Origin of the sequence: Pseudomonas sp. KU43P, assembly GCF_033095865.1 — a bacterium.
Lineage (GTDB): Bacteria > Pseudomonadota > Gammaproteobacteria > Pseudomonadales > Pseudomonadaceae > Aquipseudomonas.
In genome coordinates this window covers 979,002-1,000,519 of record NZ_AP019365.1, presented here as the reverse complement: position 1 = coordinate 1,000,519, position 21,518 = coordinate 979,002, and the positions used below count along the sequence as shown (strand labels likewise).

Here is a 21,518-nt window from a genome sequence, read left to right as displayed (position 1 = left end):
ATACACCACCCCCCTCAAGGACAGTGGAGCCCGTGTGGGAGCCGGCTTGCCGGCGATAGGGCAGAACAGGCAAAAAAAACCCCGGCACATGGCCGGGGTTTTCGTGTAACAGGCGACTGTATCAGCGCGCGTACGTCATCAGCACGTCCGCAGCCGTCTGGCTGTCCACCGACATCATCACGCTCAGGGCAGTGACGGTGAGGATGGAGAAGCCGAACACCTTGCGCGCCCACTTGCTGTCGTCCTCGGCCTTGTAGCCACCCCAGGCCATGTACAACCAGTACAGGCCCATGGCCGCAGCCACGGCCAGGTAGCCGAGGCCGGCGTAACCGCCGAGGGTGAGCATCAGGGTAGCGAGCACGAAGGCCAGCACGTACAGCACGATCTGCTTCTTCGCCGCGAGGATGCCGCGCGCCACCGGCAGGACCGGGATGTTGGCAGCGCTGTAATCCTTGAAGCGGAAAATCGCGATGGCGAAGCTGTGCGGCATCTGCCACAGGCTGAACATCACCAACAGGGTCACGGCAGCCAGGTCGAAGCTGTTGCTAACGGCGCAGTAGCCGATCACCGGAGGCATGGCACCGGACAGGCTGCCGACCAAGGTGCCGTGCACCGATTTGCGCTTCAGCCAGAGGCTGTAGAAACCGACGTAGACGATGAAGCCGATCAGCGCACAGAACGCCGACAGCGGGTTGGCCTGGACATACAGCAGGCTGAAGCCTGCCACCCCGAGGAGGGTGGCGTAGACCAGCGCGAGGGGCAGCGACATGCCACCCTGAACCATGACACGGTTCTTGGTACGTTCCATCTTGATGTCGATATCACGGTCGATGCAGTTGTTGAACACGCAACCGGACGCAACCACCAGGGACGTACCTACCACCACCGCCAGGAACAGGGCGAAGTCCACATGGCCCTTCGCGGCAAGGAAGAAACCGCCTGCCACGGAAAGCACGTTACCGAAAATGATCCCCGGTTTGGTGATTTGGATAAAGTGCTTAACGGACATGCAGTCTTACCTCACTTGGCCAACATTTCGTAGTGGATGCTGAACATGATCCACAGCGACAGGCCGACCAGCAGTGCAATGACCAGACCGGTGAACAGGAACGTCGTCACGTTGGTACGCTGCTCTTTCGAGCGGTCCATGTGCAGGAAGTACACGAGGTGCACGACTACCTGGATGACGGCCATGGCCACTACGACCAGAACGGTCAGGTTCTTCGGCAGGCTTGGGAACATCACCAGGCCGAACGGGATCGCGGTCAGGATGATCGACAGTACGAAGCCGATCATGTACGACTTGACGCTGCCGTGGTTACCTTCGTGATGAGTGTCGTGTGCGTTAGCCATTACAGAACCCCCAGCAGGTAGACGACGGTGAATACGCAGATCCAGACCACGTCCAGGAAGTGCCAGAACAGGCTCAGGCAGCTCATGCGGGTCTTGGCAGTCGGCGTGATGCCGTGCTTGTTGATCTGGAACATCATGATCGCCATCCAGATCAGGCCGGCGGTCACGTGCAGGCCGTGGGTACCTACCAGGGCGAAGAAGCCCGACAGGAAGCCACTGCGCTGCGGGCCGAAGCCCTCACCGATCAGGTGATGGAATTCATAGATTTCCATCGCGATGAAGCCTGCACCGAACAGGAAGGTCACAGCCAACCAGCCCAGTACACCTGCCTTGCTACCGGAGAACATCTTCAGCATGGCGAAGCCGAAGGTGATCGAGGACAGCAGCAGGAACGCGGTTTCAACCAGCACGAAGTCGAGCTGGAAGATGTCGTGACCCGACGGGCCGCCGGCAAAACTGCCGGACAGCACCGCGTAAGTGGCGAAGAGCGACGCAAACAGGATGCAGTCGGTCATCAGGTACAGCCAGAAGCCCAGTACGGTCATCTGGCCCGAGTCGTGGTGGTGGTCGTCATGCCCATGGTCGTGACCATGAGCAGCACCGTGCATTACTTGACTGGACATTGATTACACCCGCTCAAACGATTCGACACGTGCGCCGGCAGGCAGAGCACCTGCTTTGGCCAGCGCTTTCATGCGCTCGCCTTCGATGCGCGCCACTTCTTCGGCCGGAACCATGTAGCCCTGGTCGTCACGCGCAGCGTGGCGAACGAAGACAGCGATGGTTGCAACCAGGCTTGCGCCGACCAGCCACCAGATGTGCCAGATGAAGGCAAAGCCGAAGACGGTCAGGAACAGGCCCATGAACAAACCGGTAGAGGTGTTGCTCGGCATGTGGATCGCGTCGAACTTCTTCGCTGGCTTGTAGGCGTTACCGGTTTCCTTGGTTTCGTGCCAGGCATCCAGGCCAACCTGCTCAGGCATGTGGGCGAAGTTGTAGAACGGAGGTGGCGACGAAGTCGACCATTCCAGGGTACGGCCGCCCCATGGGTCGCCGGTCACGTCCAGGTTCTGGTTGCGGTCGCGGACCGAAACGTAGAGCTGGATCAGCTGGCAAGCGATACCGAACAGGATCAGCACGGCGCCGGCGACGGCAACGTACAGGTAGGGTTCCCACAGCGGGTTGTCGGAGTGGTTCAGACGACGGGTCATGCCCATGAAGCCCAGGGCATACAGCGGCATGAACGCAACGTAGAAGCCCGAGATCCAGAACCAGAAGGCAGCTTTGCCCCACTTCTCGTTCAGCGTGAAGCCGAAGGCTTTCGGGAACCAGTAGGCGAAGCCGGCGATGTAGCCGAATACCGCACCACCGATGATCACGTTGTGGAAGTGAGCGATTACGAACAGGCTGTTGTGCAGAACGAAGTCAGCACCTGGAACGGCCAGCAGAACACCAGTCATGCCACCGATGGAGAAGGTGATCATGAAGCCCAGGGTCCAGAGCATTGGCGCGGTGAAGCGCACACGGCCCTGGTACATGGTGAACAGCCAGTTGAACAGTTTCACACCGGTCGGAATGGAGATCAGCATCGTCGCCAGGCCGAAGAAGGTGTTGACGCTGGCGCCGGCACCCATGGTGAAGAAGTGGTGCAGCCATACGGCGAAGCCCAGAACGGCGATGGCGCCCGATGCGTAGATCATCGAGTGGTGGCCGAACAGACGCTTGCCGGAGAAGGTCGAAGTCACTTCCGAGAACACGCCGAAGGCCGGCAGGATCAGGATGTAGACCTCAGGGTGACCCCACGCCCAGAACAGGTTGACGTACATCATCGGGTTCCCACCAAGCTCGTTGGTGAAGATGTGGAAGTCCAGATAACGGTCAACAGTCAGCAGTGCGAGTGCAGCGGTCAGGATCGGGAACGAGGCAACGATCAGAACGTTGGCCCAGGTGCAGGTCCAGGTGAAGATCGGCATGTCCATCAGTTTCATGCCAGGTGCGCGCATCTTCATCACGGTGACGAGGAAGTTCACGCCGGTAAGCGTCGTACCCAATCCGGATAGCTGTAGCGCCCAGATGTAGTAGTCGACACCCACCCCAGGGCTGTACTGGATACCCGCGAGCGGCGGATAGGCAACCCAACCGGTCTTGGCGAATTCGCCGACGCCCAGGGAGATGTTGACCAGCAGCACGCCTGCCAGCAGCAGGTAGAAGCTCAGGGAGTTCAGGAACGGGAAGGCAACGTCACGTGCACCGATCTGCAGAGGAACCGCAAGGTTCATCAGGCCGGTGAAGAACGGCATCGCCATGAAGATGATCATGATCACACCGTGGGCGGTGAAGATCTGGTCATAGTGTTCAGGCGGCAGGTAGCCTTCGGAGCCGCCGGTAGCAGCAGCCAGCTGTGTACGCATCATGATGGCGTCGGCAAAACCGCGCAGCAGCATGACCATCGCGACGATGATGTACATCACCCCGATTTTCTTGTGGTCGACCGTGGTCAGCCACTCGGTCCACAAGTAGGTCCACTTGCGGAAATAGGTGATAAGACCGACGACAGCGATACCACCGAGCGCGATCATGGCAAGCGTCACCATGACTATCGGCTCGTGATAGGGTATCGCCTCCAGGCTTAATTTACCGAACATCTCTTACTCCTCTGCACCGGCAGCTGGTTGCATACTCGATTCCACACCCTTGGTTGTGGCCAGATCTTTGCTGCCTGCTTCTTCGTGGCTCGGACGACCGCGGTTCATGCCTTCGTACTTGTCGACGATCAGCTGGAACTGGTCAGGCGAGGCCTCGCTATACAGCGCGACTGGGTTGTTTTCGCTTGGTTTGGCCAAGGCATCGTATTCGGCCTTGTCCAGCTTCTTCGGCGACTGCTTGACCTCGGCGACCCACTTGTCGAAGTCTTCCTGGGAGGTTGCAGTGGCCTTGAATTTCATGCCGGTGAAGCCAGCGCCGCTGTAGTTGGCACTGATACCGTCGAACTCGCCGTTTTCGTTGGCGATCAGGTGCAGCTTGGTGGTCATACCGGCCATGGCGTAGATCTGGCCGCCCAGGCCCGGGATGAAGAACGAGTTCATCACGGCGTCGGAAGTGACGCGGAAGTTGACCGGGGTGTTAGCCGGGAAGACGATCTTGTTGACCGTGGCAATGCCCTGCTCCGGGTAGATGAATAGCCACTTCCAGTCCAGCGCGACCACGTCGATCTGCACCGGCTTCACATCGGAATCCAGTGGACGGTACGGGTCCAGCTTGTGGGTGGAGTGGTAGGTGACGTAACCCAGGGCGATGATGATGATGATCGGGATGATCCACACCGCAGCCTCGATCTTGGTCGAGTGCGACCAATCGGGGGTGTAGGTGGCCGCCTTGTTGGAAGCACGGTACTTCCAGGCGAACGCCACGGTCATGATGATGACCGGGATCACCACCAGCAGCATCAGGCCGGTAGCGATGAGGATGAGGTTCTTTTGCTCAATGCCGACCTGACCTTTCGGGTCGAGCAGGGTCCAGTTGCACCCACTGAGTAAAAGCATGCCTAAAAAGGGCAATATGCCAAACAGTCTGGGGTAACGCTTTTTACTCATCTCACGACCTCTAGATCAGCTTGCTTCAATGCAATTTGTGTTTTGGTAGCCAACACTTCGTCCTGCCAAGTGAGGCAATTCACGCCCGTACTCGCTCCTGCCTGGGGTCTGACTGCAGGACCTTGGCTCAAGCGGGTTAGCGGTGCTTATGGTTTCGTAGGCAACAGGCCTGTACTTCAGACCAAGTCCATTTGGTGCGGGAAAACGCGGAGGGGTATCCGCCCGGTATCGCCGCTGGGCGAAACTTGACGAAGTCAGCAAAAGAAAGCGCTGGGGCTTCCTTCAATCCTGCGACTCGCAAGCAGTGCCGAACGGAAATTGGGGGCGATTGTAGTTAGGTCGCCAACCCTTGACTATGACTTATTGAGCAACAGTCTTTTACAGAATGCGTAACAATCCAGACCTGAAAATCAACTTCGCGACAGTTTGTCGCACCCCGCTTGCTAGCTCTGAAACCCGCACGCCACAAGGCTTTGTGATTGATCTGGATCAAGCGGGAGGGCACTTTCCCCTCTTCTCAGTGGGTGCAAAAGCCCCCACTGAAATCGGGACTAATGTCTAACCCTGCCGACGATTGCGATAGATACCGAGCGGTACCAGGATGGCCGTCAGCACGAATGCAACCAAAGCCCATTGCGCCAGCGACAAGCCGAGCAGCGGTGGGTAGGGCGTGCTGCAGAAGCCGTCGACCTGGAAGGCCAGCGGCCAAAGCTTGGCCAGGGGCAGATCGTCGACGATCGGCTGGAGGGTGTCGATACCGCAGCTGACCATGGGGTTGGCGAGTATATACACATGGTTTCCGGCCGCAACGATTCCACCTATCGCGCTGGCCACGACCAGGCATTCGAAGAAGGTCAGGCTGCGCTTGCCGGGCATTGCAGCGGCGATGAAGGCAAAGATCGCGATGAACAGCAGTGCATAACGCTGCAGGATACACAGTGGGCAAGGCGCCTCACCCAGCACAACCTGCATGTACAAAGCGCCGCCGATCAGGGACAGGCAGATCAGCCCCAGCAGCACCAGAAAGCGCCGTTCCCGATTCAGGCGCGATGTTTGTTCGTTCATTGCCGATTCCTTCGATGGATAGGGGGCAGCGTGCTTTGCCTGCCTGGCGCAAGTCTACACGCAGGCAGGGCCTTGTTGCGTGTCGAGGCAGCGGCAAGACAGCACTGCGCAGGGCTATCCGGAGATGGCTTCTGACCGGCAGCCGGGACGTCGGTTCAACATCGGCCGGTAAAAAAGCGACTGCCCAGGTGTCGCGCAGGAGCAGGCCCCTCGACACCCGGGAGTGAAGGATACAGTGATTAAAGGAGGATTAAAGTGAAGGATGGCCGTTGCGTTTTATCTTTCCTTCTATATAGAGGAAGCCGTAACGGCCCTATCGCCGGCAAGCCGGCTCCCGCGGGAGGTGCACAGACCTCGATGTGGGAGCCGGCTTGCCGGCGATAGGGCAGCCCAGTCAGCACATCACTCCAGGGCTGCGGCCGGCCCGAAGAACTCATAACGGCTTTGCGCCTCAGGCACACCCAAGCCCTTCAGTTGCCGCTTGATCACTGCCATGAACCCCTTGGGCCCAAGGAAGTAGGCATCTACATCACGCTCCCGCGGCAACCACTCGGCCAGCAGCGTCTCATTCAGCAAGCCCACGGCATCGGCCCCCTGCGAACCTTCCTGCTCGGCATAGCAATAGAAGCGCTTGAGCTGCGGATGACGCTGGGCCAGTTCATCGACCCAGTCGCGAAACGCGTGCACGGCGCCATTGCGCGCACAGTGAATGAAATGCACCGGGCGTTGGGTCTTGAGCGCGGCCTCGAGCATTGCAAGGGTCGGGGTGATGCCCACGCCGCCACTGATCAGTACCAGCGGCTTGTCACTGGCGGTGAGGGTAAAGTCACCGGAAGGCGGGAAGAGCTGCAACGTTTCGCCGACCATCAGGTGGTCATGCAGGTAATTGGACACCTTGCCATCCGCCTCGCGCTTCACGCTGATGCGGTAAAGCTGGCCATCGCACAGGGCCGACAGCGAATAGTTGCGGCGCTGCTCGGCACCGTCGATGAAGAGCCGCAAGCCGATGTACTGACCCGGCTCAGCCTTGAGCACCGGCTGGCCATCGACCGGAGCGAAATAGAAGGAAACGATCTCGCTGCTTTCCTGCTCACGGCGTACCAGGCGGAATTCTCGGCTACCGCGCCAGCCACCCGTGGCCTCTTCCTTCTGTTTATAAAGGCTTTCCTCGGCACCGATCAGAATGTCGGCCAGCTGGCCGTAAGCAGCGCCCCAGGCAGCGATTACGTCGGGGGTAGCGATTTCCTTGCCGAGCACTTCTTCGATGGCGCGCAACAGGCAGCTACCGACGATCGGGTAATGCTCCGGCAGAATCTGCAAGGCCACATGCTTGTTGATGATCTGACCAACCAGACCGCCCAGCTGCTCCAGTTGGTCGATGTGACGGGCATACATCAGCACGCCGTTGGCCAAGGCGCGAGGTTGGTCACCGCTGGCCTGATGGGCCTGGTTGAACAGCGGGCGCACCTCTGGGTACTCGGTGAGCATCATCTTGTAAAAGTGGGTGGTCAGCGTTTCGCCGCCCGTTTCCAGCAGGGGGACGGTGGCCTTGATGATTGCACGTTGTTCGGCATTGAGCATTTGCAACGACTCCTGAGCCTGAGGCTTGAAAAGGTTGCATTGACTACTTCATCAACCGTGCCAACTTTTTCGACCAATGAAATCAGGGGATTGACGCCGATCATGTCAAAAAGACCTTGGCCAACGTATAGTCATATTGACCAACAGGAGTCTTTATGACCGCAAAGCCCTTACTCACCGCGCTGCTGCCCCTGGTCAGCGACCTTTCCCGCGACTTGCCCGACCAGGAGCGCTACCGGCGCCTGCTCCAGGCCATGCGCAGCCTGCTTCCGTGTGACGCCGCTGCGCTGCTGCGCCTGGACGGCGAATGGCTGGTGCCACTGGCCGTGGATGGCCTTAGCACCGACACCCTCGGGCGGCGCTTCAAGGTCAGTGAACACCCACGCTTCCAGATTCTGCTCAGCCGTGCCGAGCCTACCCGCTTCGCCAGCGACTCCAAGCTACCCGACCCTTATGATGGCCTGGTCAACGCCCCTGACGCCGACCTGGAAGTGCACGACTGCATGGGCTGCCCGCTGATGGTCGATGAACGCGCCTGGGGCCTGGTGACCCTCGACGCGCTCACCCCCGGCCAGTTCCAGACCCTGGAGTTGGACGCCCTGCAGGCCTTCGCCAGCCTCGCTGCTGCCACCGTGACCGTGGCCGAACGCATCGAACACCTGGCCCTGCGCGCCGAAGACGAACACCACCGCGCCGAGATCTACCGCCAGGCCAGCGGCCAGGATCGGGAGTTGATCGGTCAGAGCAAGGCCCATAAGCAGCTGGTCGAAGAAATTCGCCTGGTAGGCAGCAGCGACCTGACCGTGCTGATCACCGGCGAGACCGGCGTGGGCAAGGAACTGGTCGCCCAGGCGCTGCATCAGGCCAGCAGCCGTGCCGACAAACCGCTGATCAGCCTGAACTGCGCCGCGCTGCCCGACACGCTGGTGGAAAGCGAGTTGTTCGGCCACGTACGCGGCGCATTCACCGGCGCTCATGGCGAGAGACGGGGCAAGTTCGAGTTGGCCAACGGCGGCACGCTGTTTCTCGATGAAGTCGGAGAACTGCCGTTGAACGTGCAGGCCAAGCTGCTGCGGGTGCTACAGAGCGGGCAACTGCAGCGCCTGGGCTCGGACCGCGAGCACCGGGTCGATGTGCGCTTGATCGCCGCTACCAACCGCGACCTTGCCGCCGAAGTGCGCAACGGCAACTACCGCGCCGACTTCTATCACCGCTTGAGCGTGTATCCGCTGCAGGTGCCGCCATTACGCGAACGTGGGCGTGACGTACTGCTTCTGGCCGGTTACTTCCTCGAACAAAACCGATCGCGCCTAGGTTTGAACAGCCTGCGGCTGAGCAGCGAAGCCCAGGCGGCGCTGCTGGCCTACGATTGGCCCGGTAATGTACGTGAACTGGAGCACTTGATCGGCCGTTCGGCACTCAAGGCCATGGGCCAACACCCGCAGCGCCCGCGCATCCTCACCTTGGAAGCCAGCGACCTCGACCTGCGTGGCATGCCCGCCATCGCCACTGCGCCCTCCCCCGCGCTCCTGCCACCACCCACAGTGCCCGAGGGCGGCCTGCGCGAAGCCATCGACAGCTACCAGCGGCAGGTGATCGACGCCTGCCTGCAACGCCACCAGGACAATTGGGCGGCAGCCGCGCGCGAGCTGGGTCTGGACCGCGCCAACCTCAGTCGCCTGGCGCGTCGCCTGGGCCTGCGCTAGAGCGTTTGTACCAAAGGATTAACCCTTAAAGCCTCTGGTTGCTTCCCACTGGACTGCTATATCTCCCTAAACACCGGTAACAGGGCCGTTACACGGCCAAGCTGCGCGCAGCCGTTCGCATACGCAGGGCAGGTTGCGCCAGCCGAGGGTCGCAGAAGCGATCCGTACCGCACACCAGCAGGGAGCATCCATGGACAACATCGTCGTCGCCGACAAGCAATCCGCCGTAGCCACCCAGAGCGCCTGGGGCAACATATCGCTCAATAGCCCGGGGGTGGTGCAGATGCCGGTGGCCCCAGACCAGGTGGCCACCGTCACCCGGCGGGGCCAGGACCTGATCGTCACGCTCAAATCGGGCGAAAAAGTCACGGTCGGCAACTTCTTCGCCGTGGATCAGGCCGGTGTCGGCAGCGACATGGTGTTCGTCGGCGAAGACGGCACCCTGTGGCACGCCAATTATGACGCCTCGGCCTTCACCGGTTTTACCTTCGACGAAGTGGCGTCGCTCGATGAGCTGGTGGCCGGTATCGGGGTTGCCGGCAGCGCCACGCCCACCTGGGCGATAGCCGGCCTTAGCTTACTTGGCGTCGGCGGCGCGGCCGCTGCTGCGGACCACAAGGGTGGTGGCGGTAGTAGTGGGGGTGGCGGCGGTGCAACCGACACCACCCCGCCGGCCAGTGCCATCGACCTGCTGGTTTCGCCCGACGGCCTGCACCTCAGCGGCCGTGGCGAAGCAGGCGCCACGGTAACCATTCGAGATGCTGCGGGCAATGTGATCGGCACCGGTAAGGTGGGGGCCGACGGTACCTTCAACGTGCCGTTGAGCACGCCCCAGGTCAACGGCGAACACCTGGGTGTCACCCTCACCGATGGCGCCGGCAACAGCTCCCAACCCAGCACGGTCACCGCGCCTGACACTACGGCGCCAGTGGCGCCCAGCGAACTGGCGATCAATGAACAAGGCACCACCCTCACTGGCCGTGCCGAACCCGGTTCCACCGTGCAAGTACGCGGTCCTGGCGGCGCTCTGCTGGGAAGCGCGGTGGCGGGTGCCAACGGCGAGTTCAGCATCACCTTGCAACCCCCGCAAACCGACGGGCAGGCCCTGCAGGTGACAGCCAAGGACGCGGCCGGCAACACCTCACCCGCCGCCGCTATCAGCGCGCCGGACGACAGTACGGGCAACCCGCCCGATACCACGCCGCCCAATGCGCCCACAGCCCTTGTGGTCGGCCAGGCCGGTCACCAGCTCAAGGGCCGTGGCGAAGTGGGCACCCAGGTACAGGTACGCGATGCCGAGGGGCACCTGATCGGTAGCGGTGTGGTCGGTGCCGACGGCACATTCACCCTTACCTTGAACCCGGCTCAAGCCAATGGCGAAGCACTCAACGTTCGCCTGGTCGACAGTGCGGGCAACATCTCTGTGCCAGGGCACGTGGTAGCACCCGATATCACCGCGCCAACGGCGCCAGCCGGGCTTGCGGTCAATGCCGATGGCAGCGTGGTCAGCGGCCGCGCAGAACCGGGTAGTACCGTGCGGGTATTCGCCGCCGATGGCACCACCCTGCTGGGCAGCGCCGTGGTCGGTGCCAACGGCGCTTTCAGCATCACCCTCGACCCGCCGCAGGTCGACGGCCAGCATTTGCGGGTGACGGCCACCGATGCCGCTGGCAACACCTCAACGGCCGGCAATGTCACGGCACCCGACATCGACACCGGTGGTGGCGATACCACTCCCCCCGCACCGGCCAGCGGGCTGGCGATCAGCGGTGACGGTCGTACCGTCTCGGGTCGTGGCGAGGCGGGTGCCACGGTCAAGGTATTCAATGATCAAGGCCAGCTGGTGGGCACGGGTATCGTGCAAGCCGATGGCAGCTTCACCCTGCAGCTCACGAGGCCGATAGTCGATGGTGCGTCACTCCAGGTGACCCTCACCGATGCTGCCGGCAATGTCTCCGCGCCGGCCCCGCTGACCGCCCCTGACCTTGTCGCCCCCACGCAACCTACCAATCTCAGCCTTACCGAGGGTGAAACCTTGACCGGCCGCGCCGAGCCAGGCGCCCGGGTGGAAGTGCGTGACGCCAATGGCGTACTGATCGGCAGCGGTATCGTCGGGCCCAATGGTACCTTCAGCTTCACCCTCGACCCCGTTCAGGCCAACGGTGAGCACTTGTCCATCCGGGTGACCGATGGCGCCGGCAACAGCTCACCGCCCCTGAGCTTCACCGCACCCGACATCACCCCGCCCGGGCTCATCAGCAATGTGGTCGTCGGCGACGGCAGCCTGGTGGTGTCCGGGCGCGGCGAAGCCGGCGCCACAGTGCTGATACGCGATGCCAATGGCAACGTCATCGGCCAAGGCACGATCGCCAGCAACGGCACCTTCCTGGTCACATTGGATGGCCCGGTCAGCGCCGGCGAGACTATCGTGCTGAGCCAGACCGATGCCGCCGGCAACCCTTCGCCAGGCCTGAATATCATCGTGCCGTCGACCGCCGTACCGGATGCGCCCAGCCAACTGGTGGTGGCCGCCGACGGCTCGTCAATCACCGGTAGCGCCCCTCCCGGCAGCCTGGTCGAAGTGCATGATGCCAACGGTAACGTGGTGGGTAGTGTGCAGGTGGGTAACGACGGCACCTTCACGCTCCCCCTCAACCCGCCACAAGCCAATGGCGAATTGCTCGACGTGGTCGCCATCGACGCCAACGGCAACAGCTCGTTGCCGACACCGGTCACGGCACCTGACATCACCCCCCCCAATGCCGCCAGCGACCTTCAGCTCGCGGCCGATGGTGTGACGCTTACCGGGCGCGGCGAACCTGGCTCCACCGTGCAGGTCACCAATGCCCAGGGAACGGTGCTGGGAACGGGCGTGGTCGGCGCCAACGGCGTCTTCACCATCCTACTGAGCGCGTCTCAGACCGACGGCCAACTACTGGATGTGGTGCTACGTGACAGCGCAGGCAACAGTTCGACCGCAACCCTCACCGCCCCTGACCTGGACGGCCCGCTGCAACCTTCGGCACTGGCCATCGACAGCACCGGCCTGCACCTGACCGGTTTCGGCCAGGCGGGCTCGAGCGTGACCGTGCGAGCCGCCGACGGCACTGTGCTGGGCACTGCACTGGTGGGCGCCGACGGGCGCTTCGACGTTACCCTCAACCAACCTCAGCGCAACGGCGAAAGCCTGCGGGTCGAGGCAACCGACAGCCTCGGCCACAGCGCCGGCCCGGTCAGTTTTACCGCACCGGACAGCACACCCCCGCAAGCTGTCGCTAACCCAAGCATCGACGGTACCGGAAACACCGTGAGCGGCTCCGGCGAACCCGGCGCCACGGTCATCGTGCGCGGCGCGGATGGCAGCGTACTGGGCAGTGCGGTGGTGAGCGGCGACGGCACCTTCGAAGTCACCCTCACTTCAACACAAACCAACGGCCAGGCATTGACCGTCGAACAGCGCGACCCTACCGGCAACGTTTCCGCATCGGTCGGCCTGACCGCGCCAGACACTGTGGCGCCCGGCACCCCCAGCGGCCTGAGCTTGTCTGCCGATGGCACGGTTATCTCGGGTACAGGCGAACCCGGTGCCCAGGTAAAGGTTACCGGCGCAGGCGGTGTGGTGCTGGGCACCGCCGTGGTGGCAGCCGACGGCAGCTTCCACGTGACCCTCACCGCGCCACAGCTCAACGGCCAGACCGTGTCGGTCAGCCAGACCGACGCGGCGGGCAATGCCTCCGGCGCCGCTACCGTGACCGCCAGCGACCTGCAGGCCCCCGAGATGGCCCACGACCTGACCCTGACCGGTGGCGGCACGCAGCTCAGCGGCCAGGGTGAAGCCGGCGCCACCGTGGAAGTACGCAACGCGGCTGGGCAATTGCTGGGCAGTGGCCAGGTAGGCACAGACGGCACCTTCACCCTTACCCTCACCCCAGCCCAGGCCAACGGCCAAGTGCTGTCGGTGGTGCTGGCAGACGGTGCAGGCCATGCATCGCCATCCGCCACCATCACCGCTGGCGACAGCACTGCGCCTGCCACTGCGACCGGCCTGCAGGTCAGCAACGATGGCACCACCCTGCACGGTAGCGGCGAAGTCGGTTCGACGGTGGAGGTACGCAATGCCAATGGCGACTTGCTGGGCACCGTGGTGGTTCCAGCAGGCGGCAACTTCAGCGTATCGCTTTCGCCAGCCCAGCTGGACGGCCAGGCGCTCCAGGTCACGCTGACCGACGCCGCCGGCAATGAATCCACGCCAGGCCAGGCCACCGCCCCTGACCTCACCCCACCGGCAGTGATCGATGTCGTTGTCGGCCCGGGCGGCACCGCCGTGACCGGCAACGCACCTGGCGCAACCACGGTGACGGTTACCGCCCCGGACGGCACCGTGAGCAGCGGCCAGGTGAATCCCGATGGCAGCTTCAGTGTCACGCTGACCCCGCCACTCACCAATGGTGAGCCCGTGACCGTCGTGGTTTCGGACGCGGCGGGCAACGACACCACGACGAACATCAACGCACCGGACACCACCCCGCCCGCGCCTGCCTCCGACCTCACCGTGAGTTCCGATGGCAAGACTGTCGGCGGCACCGCCGAACCTGGCAGCACGGTCACCGTGAGTGAAGGCGGAACCACGCTGGGTACCGGGACTGCAGGGCCAGACGGCACCTTCGTGATCACGCTTACCCCGCCGCTGGCCAGCGGCGACGTCGCACAGGTCGTGGTAACCGATGGCGCCGGGCTGACGTCCTCGACCACCCTGAACGGCCCTGACGGCAATGAAGTGGCCACGCCGAGCGACCTGCAGATCAGCGCCGACGGTTTCGTGCTCAGCGGCGAAGGTACCGAGGGCTCGCTCATCACCGTAACGTCGGGCGGCGTGACCCTGGGCACGGCCACGGTCGGTAGCGATGGCACCTTCCGCGTGTTCTTCAGCAGCGCCCAGCTCAATGCACAGACGCTGCAGGTCAGCGCACGTGACGCGCAGAGCGGCAAGCCTTCTGTACCGGCAACCATCGTGGCCGAAGACACCACTGCGCCGAATGCGCCGGATCAGCTCAACCTCGACCGCAGCGGCACTACCCTCACCGGCCACGGCGAGGTGGGCGCCACCGTGCGCGTGGTGGATGCGCAAGGCACGGTGCTGGGCACCGCGATCGTGGGCAGCAATGGGCTGTTCAGTGTCAGCCTGGTCCCTTCCCAGGCCAATGGTCAGGCACTCACCGTTACCCAGACCGACACCGCCGGCAATACCTCGCTCGCGGCCACCCAGCAGGCGTTCGATCTGCAAGCGCCGAACGCGGCCACCGGCCTGAGCCTGAACAGCGCTGCCACCGTGGTCAGCGGCCAGGGCGAAGCAGGAGCGACAGTCACCGTTCGCGATGCCAGTGGCAACATTCTGGCCACCGGCACCGTCAACCAGAGCGGCCAGTTCCAGATCACCCTGCCCAATGCGCAAACCACCGGCAGCCCCTTGCAGGTGACCCTCAGCGACGCCGCTGGCAACGTGTCTGGCCCTGCCAGCGTGGCGACCCCCGACCGCACGCCACCGGCGGCGGTCAGCAACGTCGCGCTCAGCGCCGATGGCAAGCAGTTGTCCGGCAGCGGCGAAATCGGCGCCACCGTGCAGGTGCGCGATGCAGCCGGCAACGTGGTCGGCACCACCACCGTGGGCGCCGATGGCCGCTTCACAGTGACCTTCGATACGCCACAGACCAACGGCCAGTCGATCGGCGTCAGCCAGGTGGATGCGGCCGGCAATACCTCGCCAGCATTTACCCTCACCACACCAGACCTGACGCCACCGGCCGCATTGACCAACGTAGTGCTCAACAACAATGGCCTGACCCTGACCGGGCTGGGTGAAGCCGGTGCCACCGTGACCGTGCGCGGCCCCGACGGCACCATCCTCGGCACCGGCCTAGTGGCGGCCAACGGCAGCTTCACCCTCACCCTCAACAGCGCCCAGCTCAATGCCCAGCACCTGAGCGTGACCCAGACCGACGCGGGCAACAACACCTCGGTCGCCGTCGCCGTCACCGCACCGGACCTCACCCCTCCGGCGCCACCCAGCGCACTGGCCCTGGCCGGCAGCGGCCTGCAACTGAGCGGCCAGGCCGAAGCAGGCAGCACGGTCACCGTGCGCGACGCGGCGGGCAACCTGCTGGGCACCGCCGTGGCCAACAGCAACGGCACCTTCCAGGTCACGCTCAACAGTGCCCAGACCAACGGCCAGACCCTGCAGGTTAGCGCTACCGACGCGGCGGGCAACGTATCGACCAGCACACCGTACACTGCCGCCGATACCACGCCACCTGCCGCAGTGGCCAACCTGGCGGTTTCGGCCAATGGCGCCACACTGACCGGTACCGGCGAAGCGGGCGCCACGGTGACCGTGCGTGCTCCAGACGGCACCGCCCTTGGCACCGCCACGGTCGGCAGCGATGGCCGCTTCAGCGTCACCCTGTCCCCGGCGGCATTTGCCGGAGAACACCTCAGCGTCACCCAGGCCGACGCCGCGCAAAACGTATCGCCGCCCCAGACAGTCACTGCACCCGGCATCCTGGCGCCAGACATACCCGACAATCTGGTGCTTTCCGCCAACGGCCTGGTAGTCACTGGCACCGGAACGCCAGGCAGCACGGTGAGCGTGTATGGCCCCGGCGGCGTGCTGCTGGGGACAGCACCGGTCGGCAACGACGGTACCTTCAGCGTCAACCTCGGCAGCGCACAGGCCAACGGCGAAGTTCTGCAGGTCAGTGCCGTGGGCACCGACGGCAGCGCCTCGTTGCCAGGCACCTTACAAGCGCCGGACACCACAGCCCCCCAACCGCTCACCAACCTGGTGCTGGCCAACGATGGCATGACCCTGAGCGGCCGAGGCGAACCGGGCGCCACCGTCACCGTGATCGGTGAGGGCGGGGTCGACCTGGGCACCGGCGTGGTCGATGCCAATGGCAATTTCAGCATCAGCCTGGGGGCCGCGCAGATCAACGGCGAGCATCTGAGTGCCAGCCAGACGGATGCGGCGGGCAACGAGTCGAACAGTGTCAGCCTCACCGCGCCAGACCGCGTCGCCCCCGACGCCGCTGCAAACCTCGCGTTCAGTGGCGGCGGCAGCCTGCTCAACGGCACCGGCGAAGCCGGCAGCACGGTGAAGGTGCTGGCCGCCGATGGCAGCGTGCTGGGTACTGCGGTGGTCCGCGGTGACGGCACCTTCCAGGTCAGCCTCAGCACACCCCAGGCCAACGGCCAGCAGGTCCAGGTGGTGTTGACCGACGCCGCCGGTAATCAGTCCAACCCAAGCCCGATCACGGCGCCAGACACCACGCCACCCGCCGCAGTGACTGCATTGGCGATCTCGAGCGATGGCATTACCTTGACCGGCCGCGGCGAGGCCGGCGCACAGGTGACTGTTCGCGATCCGGCCGGTGTAGCGATCGGCACGGCGCTGGTCGATGCCAGCGGACACTTCACCATCACCCTCAACCCGGCACTGGGCAACTCTGAAATCCTGAGCTTCACCCAGACCGACGCTGCCGGCAACGTGTCGGCCGTGGCTACCTTGCAGACGCCCGATTTCACGCCGCCTGCCATCCTCACCAATGTGCAGATCAATGCCGACGGCAGCGTGGTGACCGGGCGCGGCGAAGTGGGTGCGACCGTCACCGTGGCCAACGCCGCCGGCGTGGTCCTGGGCACCACCGTGGTGCTCGCCGACGGCAGCTTCAGCGTCCAGCTGACCCCCCCGCAGATCAACCAGCAGGTGCTGTCGGTGCAACAGGCCGACCCACCCGGCAACATCAGCCTGCCGGTCACGGTCGATGCGCCGGACCTGACGCCGCCAGCGGCGGCAGTGGGGCTGCACCTGAACGCCAGCGGCGATCAGCTCAGCGGCACCGGCGAAGCAGGCACCACCGTGCGCGTCTTTGTCGGCAGCCTGGAGGTCGGTACCGCCACGGTCGACGCCAGCGGCAACTTCGTGGTCAACCTCGCCCCACCGCAGCTCAACGGTCAGCTGCTGCAGGTGAGCCTTGCCGATACCAGCGGCAACGTCTCGCCGATCAGCACGATCACAGCCGCGGATATCACCCCGCCAATCGTCCTGCTTGCCGGGCTCAACGGCAGCGGCACGCAGATCATGGGGCAAGCTGAAGCGGGCGCTCGCATCACCGTGATGAACAGTCGTGGCGACGTTGTCGGCCAAGGCGTGGTCGATGCCGACGGCACCTTCGTGCTCAACCTCACCACCGCGCAGATCAATGGCCAGGCCCTGACCATCATTGCCCAGGACAATTCGGGTAATCCTTCTGCACCGTTCCAGTTGACCGCACCGGACCTCACCCCGCCCCCGCAACCCACCGACCTGACCTTGACCGGTGGCGGCACGTTGCTGAGCGGTACCGGCGAGGTTGGCAGCACCATCACCGTGCTCGGCCCTTCCGGGATATTGGTCGGTACCGTCACGGTGCCGGCAGGTGGCGAATTCACCGTGACCCTGAATCCGGCACAGAACAATGGCCAGCTGCTGACCGTGGTTTCGACCGACGCGGCCGGCAATACGTCGCTGCCCGCAACCTACCAGACAGCAGACACGGCCGCGCCGGAGCGTGTCACCAACCTCGCCATCAGTGCCGACAACGGCACGCTTACCGGCCGTGGCGAGGCCGGTGCGACCGTCAAGGTCATCCTAGGCGGCGTGACGCTCGGTACTGCCCTGGTCGACGCAGCTGGCAACTTCTCGGTCACCCTGGCCCCACCACCGGGCGCACTGGCGACATTGACCGTGAACCAGACCGATGCAGCCTCCAACACATCGTTGGATGCCACCTTCGAAACGCCTCTGGTACCAGCACCCGAGCCTCCCACCGGCGTAGTGCTGGCCGCCGATGGCCTGAGTGTGACGGGCACCGCCGTGCTTGGCGCAACGGTCCGCGTCTATGATGCGGCTGGCAACCAGATCGGCATTACCGTGGCCGGGGTCGGTGGCGCCTTCACCGTCCCGCTCGGCACTGCCCAGCTCAATGGCCAACACCTTTCGGTAACCGCGCAGGTTCCGCTCGCCGGCGAATCGCAGCCGGTGTTCCTGCAGGCTACCGACGTCACCCCACCGGCCAACCCGGTCGTCACGGCACTGTCCGCCAACGGCTTGGTACTGACCGGTACTGGTGAGGCAGGCGCCACGGTCACGGTGCGCGATGCCAGCGGCAATGTGCTGGGCACGGGCCTGGTCAATGCAAACGGTGTATTCAGCATCAACCTGGCCAGTGCCCAGCTCAACGGCCAGGTGCTGAGCGTGAACCAGGCCGATGCCGCGCTGAACGTTTCCGGCAGCACCAGCTACACCGCCCTGGACGTTCAGGCACCTATCCCACCCAGCAATCTGATTGTCGCGGGGGGCGGCACGACGCTCACCGGTACCGGCGAACCCGGCGCAACCGTCACCGTAACGGGCCCTGGCGGTGCGCTCGGAACGGCCGTGGTGCAAGCCAACGGCAGTTTCAGCCTCACCCTCAGCAGCCCACAGAATGACGGCCAACTGCTAACCGTTCGCCAATCCGACGCGGCTGGCAACCCGTCTGGCAGCGTGACCATCACCGCCCCGGACACCACGCCGCCTGCTGCTCCCGTGGCGGCAATCAACGCCAACGGCACCACAGTGACCGGCTCAGGCCAGGTCGGCAGCACGGTCACCGTGCGCAACGGCGCCGGTACCGTCATCGGCACCGCCGTCGTGGGCAGCAACGGCCTGTTCGTGGTCAGCCTTACCGCCGCACAGATCGACAACCAGGCCCTGAGCGTCACCCTCACCGATCCAACCGGCAATGTCTCGACCAGCACCGGACTGACCGCCCCGGACCTGACGCCACCGGCGGTCGCCAGCAACCTGGTGATCAGCGCCGATGGCAGCACCCTCACCGGCAGCGGCGAGCCCGGCGCCACCGTCACCGTGCGCGGTGCCGGCGGCACGGTACTGCAAACCGCGACCGTGCAGCCTAACGGCACCTTCACCGTCACCCTGAGCCCTGCCCAGGACAACGGCCAAGTACTGTCGATCACCCTCACCGACCCACGCAACAACGTCTCCGGCAACGTCAACATCACCGCGCCGGACATCGATGCCAATGCGCCGGTGATCGCCAGCGACAACCTGGCAACCGCCACGGTCAACCTGGCGCCGGTGGTCAGCCACCAGACCTACAACGACAGCTTCACTACCCTGCTGTCGGGTTTCAGCAAGACCTACACCTGGACGGTCGCGGCCGGCACCACCGTGGACCCGACGCTGACCCTGACCACCAACAGCGTGCTGGCGTTGCTCAACAACTCCACGTTCACCCTGCAGGTGAAAGATGCCAGCGGCGCCTGGGTGACCATCGCCACCGGCAACACGCAAGGGCTGCTTGACCTGATCGTGCTGCCGCTGGGCCTGCAGGTGGACATCGGCAAGCTGCAGGCCGGCGACTATCGCCTCACCGTCGCCAGCGGCGGCATCGGCCTGGTCACCAACGTCACCACCACGCTGGACATCGAGAGCACCAGCCTCACCCAGTTCACAGGTAGCGGCACCCCGACCACCGGCAACGTCATCACCGACCCTGGGACCGACGGCACCACCGACGCCCTAGGCCCTGACAGCGGCGCCGTGTTGCAGGTGCTGAAGAACGGCAGCTACGTCAGCGCCGGCAGTGCCACCACGGTGCAAGGCCTGTACGGCACCTTGGTGATTCGCGGCGACGGCACCTACACCTATACGCCGACCGGTACCCCGTCCAGCGTCGGCAAGGTGGATGTGTTCAACTACCAACTGGTGCACAGCAACGGCCTGACCGATACCGCCACCCTGTATGTGCGCATCGACAGCCCGCAAGCCACGGAAATCTGGAGCAACAGCAACCTCGGCGCACCGGCCACGGTGGTGGATGCGGTCAACGATATCGACAGCACCCACATCACCCTGGCCAACCGAGTGGACAGCAGCAGTTCCACCCTGGGCACGCTGAGCCTGCCGGTGATCGGTTCGCGCCAGGCCATCTACACCACCACGGTCGCCGCCAACACCAGCGCCGACCTGCAAGTGGTGGTCAACTCCACCAACCTGCTGACCCTGCTCGGCAACACCACCATCGCCCTGTACAAGCTCAATACCAGCACCGGCCAATACGTCCTGGTGCAGTCGGTACCGGGCAGCTCACTGCTGACCCTGCTGGGAGGAGGCGCCGGCTATACCTTCACCGGCCAGGGTGCCGGCAGCTATCAGGTCCGCGTCAGCTCCAGCGGTATCGGGCTGCTCAGTTCGATCACCACCAGCCTCAACGCCACCACCACGCACCTCACCGAATTCGTGGTCGGTGGCTACACCGCCGTGAACGGCAACCTGATCACCGACCCTACCGGTGCCGACAACCTGGGTTCATCGCTTACCGTGCTGAGCGTACTGGTCGCGGGCAATACCTTCGCCATCCCCGGCTACAACGGCATCAGCGTGGCCGGCACCTACGGCACGCTGCTGGTGCATGCCGACGGCAGCTACACCTACACCCTCAACTCGGGGCTGACGTCTGCAGTGATCGGCCAGCACGACACCTTCACCTACGAGCTTACCCACCCCAACGGCACCACCGACACCGCCACCCTGACCATCAACCTGGACAACGCTGCCGGCTTCACCGCCACCACCTCGATGCTCGCCGACAGCCTCGACGACGGCGTGGCCCTGGCGGCGGCTGCGGCGTCCAGCGAGGTTATCGCCGGCACCGCCGGCAACGATCATCTGGTGGGCAGCCAGGGTGGCCACATCACCCTGCAAGGGGGCGCGGGGGACGACACCCTGGTGGTGGTCGACCAGCAGTTCGCCAGCGTCGACGGTGGCACCGGCACAGACACTCTGCTGTGGGGCGGCGGCGATACCAGCATCGACCTGGGTAACCTGGTCGGGCGGGTGCACAACATCGAAGTCATCGACCTCAACGACACCAGCTCGGTGGCGTTGACCCTGAACCTTGCGGACGTGGTGGCCATCACCGAAACCGGCAAGGACACGCTGATCATCAAGGGCGACGACAAGGACTCGGTGCACCTCACGGACAGCTGGACCCTGACCGGCAACCAGGTCGCGGATGGCATCGACTATAACCAATACACGGCCCAGGAGGATCCGAGCCATCACCTGTGGGTACAAAACGGCATCCATGTCGTCTGAGGCCGCAGTAACCCGCCGGGCGCA

9 protein-coding genes are annotated in these 21,518 nt (G+C 64.1%); 2 read left to right on the top strand and 7 right to left on the bottom strand.

Features of this window, described 5'->3' with window-relative positions:
• Window positions 1-121: 121 nt before the first annotated feature.
• The 7 genes from cyoE to hmpA form a co-directional block, all read right to left on the bottom strand.
• Window positions 122-1,009: a heme o synthase gene (cyoE, locus tag KU43P_RS04455; RefSeq protein WP_317661232.1), complete on the bottom strand. Its 888-nt coding sequence runs from the start codon at window positions 1,007-1,009 to the stop codon at window positions 122-124.
• Between the two features lie 11 nt (window positions 1,010-1,020).
• On the bottom strand, window positions 1,021-1,353 hold the full coding sequence (gene cyoD / locus KU43P_RS04450; RefSeq protein WP_317661231.1) for a cytochrome o ubiquinol oxidase subunit IV: 333 nt from the start codon (window positions 1,351-1,353) through the stop codon (window positions 1,021-1,023).
• Window positions 1,353-1,976, bottom strand: coding sequence for a cytochrome o ubiquinol oxidase subunit III (cyoC, locus tag KU43P_RS04445; protein WP_317661230.1), 624 nt, complete (start codon window positions 1,974-1,976; stop codon window positions 1,353-1,355). Before cyoC ends, cyoD begins: the two co-directional genes overlap by 1 nt.
• 3 nt (window positions 1,977-1,979) lie before the next feature.
• On the bottom strand, window positions 1,980-3,998 hold the full coding sequence (gene cyoB, locus KU43P_RS04440; protein WP_317661229.1) for a cytochrome o ubiquinol oxidase subunit I: 2,019 nt from the start codon (window positions 3,996-3,998) through the stop codon (window positions 1,980-1,982).
• 3 nt (window positions 3,999-4,001) lie between these two features.
• Window positions 4,002-4,946: a ubiquinol oxidase subunit II gene (cyoA, locus tag KU43P_RS04435; RefSeq protein WP_317661228.1), complete on the bottom strand. Its 945-nt coding sequence runs from the start codon at window positions 4,944-4,946 to the stop codon at window positions 4,002-4,004.
• Window positions 4,947-5,504: 558 nt separating this feature from the next.
• The gene (locus KU43P_RS04430) at window positions 5,505-6,011 is read right to left on the bottom strand and encodes a disulfide bond formation protein B (RefSeq protein ID WP_317661227.1); all 507 of its coding nucleotides are present in this window, start codon (window positions 6,009-6,011) and stop codon (window positions 5,505-5,507) included.
• Between the two features lie 402 nt (window positions 6,012-6,413).
• The gene (hmpA, locus tag KU43P_RS04425; protein ID WP_317661226.1) at window positions 6,414-7,592 is read right to left on the bottom strand and encodes an NO-inducible flavohemoprotein; all 1,179 of its coding nucleotides are present in this window, start codon (window positions 7,590-7,592) and stop codon (window positions 6,414-6,416) included.
• Window positions 7,593-7,747: 155 nt separating this feature from the next.
• Between hmpA and norR the strand changes: the two genes are divergently transcribed.
• Window positions 7,748-9,298: a nitric oxide reductase transcriptional regulator NorR gene (gene norR / locus KU43P_RS04420; protein ID WP_317661225.1), complete on the top strand. Its 1,551-nt coding sequence runs from the start codon at window positions 7,748-7,750 to the stop codon at window positions 9,296-9,298.
• 190 nt (window positions 9,299-9,488) lie between these two features.
• On the top strand, window positions 9,489-21,494 hold the full coding sequence (locus KU43P_RS04415) for a BapA/Bap/LapF family large adhesin (RefSeq protein ID WP_317661224.1): 12,006 nt from the start codon (window positions 9,489-9,491) through the stop codon (window positions 21,492-21,494).
• Window positions 21,495-21,518 lie beyond the last annotated feature (24 nt).